Here is a 1,687-nt window from a genome sequence, read left to right on the forward strand (position 1 = left end):
CTTATGGCTATAAGAAACTTTCAGTGTTGCGCCATTTGCCACTAAATGGCTAGTGTTATTACCAGATCTTAATAATTGGCTATAGAGAGGGTAGTACTTGCGGTTAAACATATTCTCTAAACCAATCGTCACAGTGTCTTTTTTGTTAAGCGCAAAGCTACTGATTAAATCTGCTGTGGTATAGGTTTTTACATCAGCACGACCAGAGATAGTAGCATCATTTAAACGGTAATCTTTTGAACCGAAATAAGTGGCTTGTAAACGGTTAGTCCAAGTTTCCGTTGGGCTATAAGAAATATAACCTGTCAGTTTTAATGGTGGAATACGGAAGCCCGTCATGTCTTGTTCAGGACCATCTTGCGGTTTTTCGCGGCCTTTCATCCACGTAACACTACCACCAGTTCCCCAAACATTGGCATCGTCCAGATAGTCAAAAGTTGCTTCAACACCAGTGACTTTTTCTTTGGTTCTAGTAAGTGCCAGACCATTGCTGAAAGACTGCACAGCGCCTAGATCAGAAGTAGAGTGGAAGACTGCTAAGCTTGATGAAAAGTTATTGAAGTTCCCTTTCCAGCCCAACTCATAGTTATCAACTTTTACAGGTTCTAAAAATGAAGATGATAATTCATAATTTTTTTTCTTATCAGTATTATCTGCATTACGAATAATTACACCAACATCGGGTAATTGAAAACCTTGGTTAAACGATGCATAAATCGAGTGCTGGTCATTTGGAGAGAAAGTTACATTAGCATTGTATAACCATGCATCAGCTTTTACTTTCCCACCTTGATATACATAAGGGTTTGGCTTATATGATTGTGTTTTAGGATCAAATTGTGATAATGGAATAAAACTATCAATTTGGGCATAGCTGTCTTCATAGCGTGTACCTGCTTCAGCCGACCATTGGTCATTAAAGCGATGTTTTAACTGTACAAAGCCACCAACACTTTGTGTGGTAAGTTCAGGTAAATAAATGAGCTTACCAGTTTTTACAAAATCTAGGCCACCAGATTGGTCATAAATATCAGGATTGAAAGTATCTAAAGGCATTTCACTTTTTTCACGGCTAAAGTCACCACCCCAAACCAGTGAGGTGTCACCTAAAAACTCAAGCGGTGTGGTAACAGTTAAACGGCTACCGAGTAGGTTATTTTCTTGATAGATCTGGTCTACGTTTCCACCCCGATTCGGATTTTTACGTGCATCAAATGGTGAAAAACGGGTAAAGAAGTCGCGGTAATAAATTTGAGCATCAACCTTATTGCCAAAAAAGTCTTTATGGTTATAAGTTAAATTGTATATCTGGTTTTCGTTTTTATTTTGGTCTTTTAGCTTTAAGCCTTTAATTGCTTTCGCTGGCACTGTTCCGGCAGGGGCATTCTTCACACTTGGGTCAGATGCATAATCTGAATCTTGCTCGGCATTATAGTAGTTTGCAGCAAACTGGACATATTGGTTGTCATCAATATGGTAACCAAGCTTACCGCCGATGCTATAGCCATCAGAATCATATAAATCACCCTGACTTGGTTCTGGAGCAACACGGTCACCACTTGCATCGTACGGACTACCAATACGTTGGTAACCAAAGTCGAGTGCATAGTCAAAAGCGTTAAAGCTGCCTGTGAAATATTGATGAATATCGCCACTTAAAGCATTAGAACGGAAGTTTGTTAAAGGT

At 39.3% G+C, this 1,687-nt stretch carries 1 protein-coding gene; it reads right to left on the minus strand.

Annotated features, from left to right (window positions below; genetic code table 11):
• Positions 1-1,687: TonB-dependent receptor (locus tag VXQ92_RS16925; RefSeq protein WP_416682600.1), on the minus strand; the 1,687-nt coding region annotated here is incomplete at both ends.

It is taken from the genome of Acinetobacter sp. 228 (genome assembly GCF_048147885.1).